The organism is Streptomyces niveiscabiei (genome assembly GCF_001419795.1).
Taxonomy (GTDB): Bacteria; Actinomycetota; Actinomycetes; order Streptomycetales; family Streptomycetaceae; genus Streptomyces; species Streptomyces niveiscabiei.
In genome coordinates this window covers 1-6,858 of the sequence record NZ_LIRL01000772.1, presented here as the reverse complement: position 1 = coordinate 6,858, position 6,858 = coordinate 1, and the positions used below count along the sequence as shown (strand labels likewise).

8 protein-coding genes are annotated in these 6,858 nt (G+C 72.9%); 4 read left to right on the top strand and 4 right to left on the bottom strand.

The features are described 5' to 3' along the window. Positions 1-625 (bottom strand): GlxA family transcriptional regulator (locus AOK24_RS33175; RefSeq protein WP_206191307.1); only part of this gene is annotated, 625 nt, incomplete at its 3' end. Between the two features lie 129 nt (positions 626-754). On the opposite strand from AOK24_RS33175, the gene AOK24_RS33170 reads away from it, so the two are divergent. The 3 genes from AOK24_RS33170 to AOK24_RS33165 all read left to right on the top strand — a co-directional run bounded on the left by AOK24_RS33170 (position 755) and on the right by AOK24_RS33165 (position 2,828). Next, on the top strand, positions 755-1,723 hold the full coding sequence (locus AOK24_RS33170) for an NADP-dependent oxidoreductase (protein WP_055723720.1): 969 nt from the start codon (positions 755-757) through the stop codon (positions 1,721-1,723). Between the two features lie 53 nt (positions 1,724-1,776). Next, positions 1,777-1,899 carry a hypothetical protein gene (locus AOK24_RS52380; protein ID WP_276206874.1) on the top strand — a complete coding sequence of 41 codons (123 nt, stop codon included), beginning with the start codon at positions 1,777-1,779 and terminating at the stop codon, positions 1,897-1,899. Between the two features lie 77 nt (positions 1,900-1,976). Continuing rightward, positions 1,977-2,828, top strand: coding sequence for an AraC family transcriptional regulator (locus AOK24_RS33165; protein WP_055723719.1), 852 nt, complete (start codon positions 1,977-1,979; stop codon positions 2,826-2,828). Positions 2,829-2,940: 112 nt separating this feature from the next. On the opposite strand, the gene AOK24_RS33160 is transcribed toward AOK24_RS33165, so the two are convergent. After that, on the bottom strand, positions 2,941-3,588 hold the full coding sequence (locus AOK24_RS33160) for a flavodoxin family protein (protein ID WP_055723718.1): 648 nt from the start codon (positions 3,586-3,588) through the stop codon (positions 2,941-2,943). Positions 3,589-3,671: 83 nt separating this feature from the next. Here AOK24_RS33160 and AOK24_RS33155 point away from each other — a divergent pair, with 83 nt between their 5' ends. Further along, positions 3,672-4,640: a sigma-70 family RNA polymerase sigma factor gene (locus AOK24_RS33155; RefSeq protein ID WP_055723717.1), complete on the top strand. Its 969-nt coding sequence runs from the start codon at positions 3,672-3,674 to the stop codon at positions 4,638-4,640. Positions 4,641-4,686: 46 nt separating this feature from the next. On the opposite strand, the gene AOK24_RS33150 is transcribed toward AOK24_RS33155, so the two are convergent. Next, positions 4,687-5,637 carry a dienelactone hydrolase family protein gene (locus AOK24_RS33150; RefSeq protein ID WP_055723716.1) on the bottom strand — a complete coding sequence of 317 codons (951 nt, stop codon included), beginning with the start codon at positions 5,635-5,637 and terminating at the stop codon, positions 4,687-4,689. Between the two features lie 30 nt (positions 5,638-5,667). Further along, positions 5,668-6,714, bottom strand: a complete 1,047-nt coding sequence (locus tag AOK24_RS33145) for a cellulose binding domain-containing protein (protein ID WP_055723715.1) — start codon at positions 6,712-6,714, stop codon at positions 5,668-5,670. Between the last annotated feature and the right edge of the window lie 144 nt (positions 6,715-6,858).

The following is a 6,858-nucleotide window of genomic DNA, read 5'->3' as shown; positions in this document are numbered from 1 at the left end:
GGACGGGGCGCTGGATGTACTGGGCCTGGCCGCCGTCGCGCCACGGCGGCACGACGCAGGAACGGGCGACCTCGTTGGCGATGTCGCTGCCGTGGTCGCGGCGGACGATGTGCAGGCAGAGGTCGATACCGGCGGCCACCCCGGCGGAGGTGAGGATGTCGCCGTCGTCGACGAAGAGGACGTCGGGGTCGATGCGCGCGGTGGTGAACATGCGCTGCATGCGGTCGGCTTCGCGCCAGTGTGTGGTGGCGGGGCGGCCGTCGAGCAGTCCAGCGGCGGCCAGTACGTACGTGCCGGTGCAGATCGCCACGATCCGGGTTCCGGGGCGGATGGCGGCCAGGGCCTCGCGCAGGGTGCCGGGCAGGCGGCCCTCTTCGCGGATGGGGCCCAGCGCGTGGGAGGGCGGGATGACGACGGTGTCGACGGTGGCCAGCAGGGTGGCGTCGTGGGCGACAGTGAGCTGGTAGTCGGCCTCGGCGCGGACGGGGTGGCCGTCCACGCTGCAGGTGGTCACGGAGTAGAGCGGATTGCCCGTGGCGTCTCGGGCGGCGCCGAAGATCCGCGCGGGGATACCGAGTTCGAAGGGGACGACACCGTCCAGGGCCAGAACGCCGACGTGGTGCATGGCCCGATCCTTTCATCCCTTGACCATCGGGCCACTACTGGGAGGCTGTCCGCCCGGCGAGTCTTGGAGCGTGCCCAGGAGAACCGGCACAGACCACAAGAAGCACCCTGTTGAAAAGAGCATGTCCTCATGAACCAGGCCACCGCCCCCGCGACCATGCGTGCCATCTCCCAGGACGTCGCCGGCGCGCCGGACGTTCTCACGCTCGTCGAAACGCACCGCCCGGTCCCGGGCAGGGGCGAGATCCTGGTCCGGGTGCACGCGGCGGGCGTGAACCCGGCCGACTGGAAGACCCGCGAGCGGGGCGTGTTCGCCAACGGTGCCACGCCGCCGTTCACCCTGGGCTTCGACGTCGCCGGGGTCGTCGAGGCGGTCGGCGACGGCGTGACACTCTTCCAGGCCGGCGACGCGGTGTTCGGGATGCCGCGCTTCCCGCACCCGGCGGGCGCCTATGCCGAGTACGTCGCCGCCCCGGCCCGGCAGTTCGCCCCGCGACCGCAGGGCCTCACCCACATCCAGGCCGGCGCGCTGCCGCTGGCCGCGCTGACCGCCTGGCAGGCACTGGTGGACACCGCGAACGTCCAGCCCGGCCAGCGCGTACTGATCCACGCCGCCGCCGGGGGAGTCGGCCACCTGGCCGTGCAGATCGCCAAGGCCCGCGGCGCGTACGTCATCGGCACGGCCGGCGCCGCCAAGCACGGCCTGCTGCGCTCGCTGGGTGCCGATGAGCTGATCGACTACCGCGCCCAGGACTTTGCCGAGACCCTCCGCGACGTCGATGTCGCCCTGGACTCCCTCGGCGGCCCGAACTGGGCCAGGTCCCTGCGAACGCTACGGCCGGGCGGCACGCTGATCTCCCTCCTGCCGCTGGACGACACCTTCCCCGCCAAGGAGGCCGAAGCGGCTGGAGTGCGGGCGGTGTTCATGCTCGTCGAGCCCGACCATGCGGGGCTGCGTGAGATCACCTCCCTGGTCGAGGGCGGACGCCTGCGCGTGATCGCCGACGAGGTCTTCCCCCTCGAAGCAGCCGCCCGGGCTCACACACTGGGCGAAACCGGCCGCACCACCGGCAAGATCGTCCTCTCCGTGATCCCCTGACCCCTCCCGCCGCTGTCGATGACGACCACGCCCTGATCATCGGCCACTCCGCGATGAACCTCACCGCCGAGGCCAAGGGCGACAAGGGCGGGCGCCGCCCGGCCGAGCGGGCAGCGCTCGACCACGGCCAGGGCTGCACCCTACGCGTCAACGCCCTCGTGCCCGGCACCCCGTAGCGAACTCCCCGGACGCCAAGATCATCCCGTGGCGGGTTTCCGGCGTATCCGGGTCATGCCCCAAGTAGCCTGGAACCGTGGGGACTTTCCGGCACGGCGCCACCGACTGGGACGTCGCCTGCCCCGAAGGCCCCAGCCGCGTCGCGGGGCTCACGATGGCCGGGTTCCGGGTCCGTGACCTCGACGTGCTGCGCATGGTCCCGCACCCGGCGGTGACCCTGCTCCTGGAGTTCGGGCCGGGAGCGCCGGTGCTCGACTGCGCGTCCGGGCGGCAGCGGGGCTGCCTGGTCGCCGGGCCCGGGCTGGGGTCGGGCGGTGCGGCCGTGGTGAGCGGCGAGGACGTCGAGTGCGTACAGGTACGGCTGTCCCCCGTGGTCGCGCGCGCGGTGCTCGGCGTCTCCCCCGCCGACCTAGACGGCGACGCCGTACCGCTGGACGCCCTGTGGGGCCGCGAGGCGGACCGGGTCCGGGAGCGGCTCGTCGAGGTGCCGTCGTGGCAGGGCCGGTTCGCGCTGGTGGACGCGTTGCTCGGCCGCCGGTACGAGGCGGGGCCGCCGGTGGACCCGGAGGTCGCGTGGGCCTGGCGCCGTATCGCCGTCAGCCGTGGCCTGGTCCGGATCGACGGGCTCGCCGCCGAGGTCGGCTGGAGCCGCAAGCGCCTGTGGTCCCGGTTCCGTTCGCAGCTCGGTCTGCCGCCGAAGCGCGCCGCGTCCCTGGTGCGCTTCGACCACGCCGCCCACCGCCTGGTCGCGGGCGAGCCCGCGTCGAGGGTCGCGGCGGACGCCGGGTACGCCGATCAGTCGCACCTGCACCGGGAGGTCGCGGCGTACACGGGGGCGACCCCGGCGACGGTCGCCCGCGAGCCGTTCCTCGCGGTCGACGACATGGCATGGCCGGACCTCACGCCTCCCGGCGCCGCCAGGCCCTGACCCACGGCGGGGCCGGGGGACGCCGCGAACGCGCTCCTCCCCGGGGTCACATTCCCGCGAGGCGCTGGACCTTCGCGAGCTTGCACGTGACCTTCTCTATATCCATCTCTACCTACGCAACCGCCTCCGAGACCAGCTCCGATACGGCCCCCCGCCCCAACCGGTGCACCCGCGCGATCCCCGCGACCCGCTCCCCCAGCCGGAACGCGGTCCGCAGGTCGGAGTCCGGCGGTGCGACATCGGCTCCCCGGTCCGCGTCGGCCTGCGCCATCGCGCCCAGCCAGCTCCCGATCCGGTTCGCGTCCTCGGCGGAGCCCGTGCTCGTGGACCACCCGGCGGGCAGGTCGAGGCCGACCCAGATCATGCCGTGCTGCGCCGCGAGGACCGTCAGGTCGACGAGGGTGTTGAGCTTGTCGCCGCTCATGCTTCCGCTGGTCGTGAACCCGGCCGCGACCTTGTCCCGCCAGCGCAGGTCGTCGGCGAGGACCTTGCTGGTGCGTTCGGCGAACGCCTTGAAGACGGCCGAGGGGCTGCCCATGTAGGTGGGGGTGCCGAAGACGATCGCGTCGGCGGCGTCGAGAGCCGCCCACAGTGCGGGGTCGTCGGGGTCGTCCACGGCGACGAGGTCCACGACGGTCCCGGGGACGCGGCGAGCGCCGTCCGCCACCGCGCCGGCCTGCCGCGCGGTGTGGCCGTAGCCGCTGTGGAAGGCGACGGCGACCCGCGTCGAACCGTCTCGTACAGGCGTCGAACCGATCATGTGATACTCCGTTCTCGTACAGATCCGGCCCGCAGGGGCCGGGTTCCGAACCCAGGACGAAGCACCGCGCGAAAAGGTGACCGATGGACGAGCGGGACGCGACAGCCGCACGTTTCGAGGCGCATCGCGGCCACCTCCGCGCCGTCGCCTTCCGCATGCTCGGCTCGCTCGGTGACGCCGAGGACGCGGTCCAGGAGGCGTGGCTCCGCCTCGACCGCTCCGCGCCGGAAGGGGTGAACGACCTGCGCGCGTGGCTCACGAGGGTCGTCGGCCGGATCTGCCTGGACATGCTCCGCTCGCGGACCGCGCGCCGCGAGGTCCCCACGGACCGGGCCGTCGCCGAGACGGTCACCGACGACCGCGCGCCGGACCCGGAACAGGAGGCGATCCTCGTCGAGTCGGTCGGCCGGGCCCTGCTCGTCGTCCTGGACCGGCTCAACCCCGCGGAGCGGGTCGCGTTCGTGCTGCACGACCTGTTCGCCGTGAAGTTCGACGACATCGCCCCGATCGTGGACCGCACCCCGGCGGCGGCGAAGAAGCTCGCGAGCCGGGCACGCCTGCGCGTCCACGGCGCGACACCCCCCGAGAACGACGGCGTCGGCCTCGCCGAACACCGCCGGGTCGTCGAGTCGTTCCTCGCCGCCGCGCGCGGCCGTGACCTCGCCGGCCTGCTGGCGGTCCTCGACCCGGACGCCGTACGCCGCGCGGACGCGCTCGCGCTGCCGGCCGGCGTGCCGCTGGAGGTGCGGGGCGCGCGGTCGATCGTCGAGGAGACGCTGCTGCTCACCCGCAACGCGCTGGCCGCCGACGTCGTCCTCGTCGACGGCCGTATCGGGCTCGCCGTCGCGCCGCGCGGTCGTCTCCGGCTCGTGCTCACGTTCGTGGTGCGGGACGGCCGGATCGCCGAGTATCAAGTGACCGGCGATCCGGCTCAGTTGGAACGGCTCGACCTGGCGCTGCCTCCCTGTCTACGACCTGACGATGACCGGTCCCGACACGCTGGTCGTGGGCGACGGACGAGGGAGCCCGTGCAGTACGCCCGCTCCCACTGAGCCGCCCGCCCGGTGCGTGCCGGGCGGGGCGGTGTGCCGAGGAGGGTCAGTGGGCGGCGAGTTGTGCTTCGAGGGTCGCCGGGGCCGTACCGTACGGGCACTTCGTGCGGGACTTGGAGATGCCGCTGGTGTCCGCGAGGGACGGGCACAGGAACTGTGTGTAGCGCGTGTCGTTGTCGAGGAAGATCTTCAGCCAGGGGATCGCGCGGCGGGTGACCGCGGAGTTGCCCCAGGTGGGGAACCCGTGGCCGCCGGTGGCGAGTTCGAGGTAGGCGCCCTGGGTGGCGGCGGGCATGGTCGCGTAGAGGCGGTCGAGGGAGGCGGGGGTCACGACCCCGTCGTCCCGCGCACCCATGATCATCGTCGGGACGCGGAGGGTCGAGAGGTTCTGCGAGGGCGAGAAGGGGGCGAACGGGACGGCCGCCTTCAGGGTCGGCCGGCGTTCGGCCGCGCTGATCGCGCCGCCGCCTCCCATGGAGTGCCCGAGGACACCGAGACGGTTCGGGTCGACCCGGTCGCGTACGGGGCTGCGCTGCGTCAAGTAGTCGAGCGCGGCGAGGAGTTGGGTGCCGCGCGCGGTGTCCCAGTCGAGGGTGCTGTTGGTGTCGATGCCGATGACGACGAACCCGAAGGAGGCGAGCCAGGGCCCCATCCAGGCGCCCTCGGTGTCCCACTTCGCGGTGTAGCCGGGTACGGCCGCGACCGCGGCCCAGGTGCCCAGGCTGGTGTCGGTCGGGTAGTAGATCTTCCCGCCGTTGAAGCCGTTGCCGGGCGGCACGGTCAGCTCCGCGGTGGCGAACGTGCCGCGCTGGGCGGCGACGCTGCTGACCGTCGGATCGGGGCCGCGCTGGTAGGGGTTGGCCTGCACAGTGGCCTGCGCCGGGGTCTGCGTGGTGGTCTGCGCGGTCGCCGGCGCGGTGGATATGAGCGCGGCGAGCAGGCCGATCACGGCCGCGGCCAGCGCGGCTCGCAGTCGTACTGTCCTGTTCGGGTGCATGCGGTGCGGTCCTCTCTACTGGCTGGGGGGTCAGGAGGTTCGCGCGGTGCAGGTGACGGTGGCCGAGGGGGCGCCGGGGGTGCTGGCGATGAAGCCGAAGGCGGCGCTGCCGCCGGGGGCCAGGGCGCCGTTCCAGGACGCGTTCGTGACGGTGGCGGTGCCGTCGGCCGCCGTGCTCAGGGTGCCGTTCCAGGCCTGGGTGATCCGGGCGCCCGTACCCGGTACGACGGTGACGGTCCAGCCCGTCGCCGGGGACGTGGAGGTGTTGGTGACCGTGACCTCGCCCTGGTAGCCGCCCTGCCAGGAGGAGACGGCGCGGAAGGTCGCCGCGCAGGTGCCGGGGTCGCCGGGATCGCCGGGGTCGCCCTGGACGAGGAGTGCGGTGAGGGCCGGGTACCAGCGGGCGGCGATCTTCGCGTTGCCGGGGTCGGAGGGGTGGACCCCGTCGTAGGTGTCCGTCGCCGTGTCGAACCCCGTCCACTGGTCGACGACCGTCACCGGGGAGCGGCTCGTGCTGGTCGCCTGGGCCCAGGCGGGGATGCGGGCGTTCAGGTCGACGGCGCGCTGGGCGCAGGCGGGGCAGGTCGCGGGGTTCATCGGGATGATCTGGGCGACGAGGATCTTCATGTCGGGGTTGGAGGCCCGCATCTGGCCGACGAGTTTCGTGTACGCGGCGAGGATGCGGTCGGGGGCGATCGCGCTCCACACGTCGTTCGTGCCGAAGTGCATGGCAACGATGTCCGGGCGGGTGGCCGCGAGGCGCGCGGGCATCAGGTTCTGGTCCGCGACGTTGGTCACCAACTCGCCACCGTGGCCCTCGTTGTCACCGTCGAACGGCTGGCCGCAGCCCTGCTGTCCGAGGGTGCCCACGAAGTCGATGTTCGTGTATCCGGTGCTCTGCAGACGGTTCCACAGCAGCGCGCGCCAGCAGCCCGGGGAGCCGGTGATGGAGTCGCCGAGCGGCATGATGCGGACGGGGGGTGCGGCCGAGGCGGGCGGCGCGAGGGCGACGCCGAGAGTGAGCAGGAGTGCTGCGAGAAGGATCCGCAGGAGGGGGGACGGGCCGGGTCTGCGCATGCTGGTCCTCTTCCTTCGCGAACGTGCCTGTGGTCGTTCTCCCGGAACCCATGGACCGCATCACGAGCTTCCCGACGATCTGATGAACTGTCAATCACCCGTCACGCACTATGACCGGTACTCACTGCCGCCCGACCAGTAACC

Excerpts from the sequence above, each read along its gene's own strand:
- AOK24_RS33170 (WP_055723720.1), top strand. The coding sequence starts at position 755 with ATGAACCAGGCCACCGCCCCCGCGACCATGCGTGCCATCTCCCAGGAC.
- AOK24_RS52380 (WP_276206874.1), top strand. The coding sequence starts at position 1,777 with ATGAACCTCACCGCCGAGGCCAAGGGCGACAAGGGCGGGCGCCGCCCG.
- AOK24_RS33160 (WP_055723718.1), bottom strand. The coding sequence starts at position 3,588 with ATGATCGGTTCGACGCCTGTACGAGACGGTTCGACGCGGGTCGCCGTC.
- AOK24_RS33155 (WP_055723717.1), top strand. The coding sequence starts at position 3,672 with ATGGACGAGCGGGACGCGACAGCCGCACGTTTCGAGGCGCATCGCGGC.
- AOK24_RS33150 (WP_055723716.1), bottom strand. The coding sequence starts at position 5,637 with ATGCACCCGAACAGGACAGTACGACTGCGAGCCGCGCTGGCCGCGGCC.
- AOK24_RS33145 (WP_055723715.1), bottom strand. The coding sequence starts at position 6,714 with ATGCGCAGACCCGGCCCGTCCCCCCTCCTGCGGATCCTTCTCGCAGCA.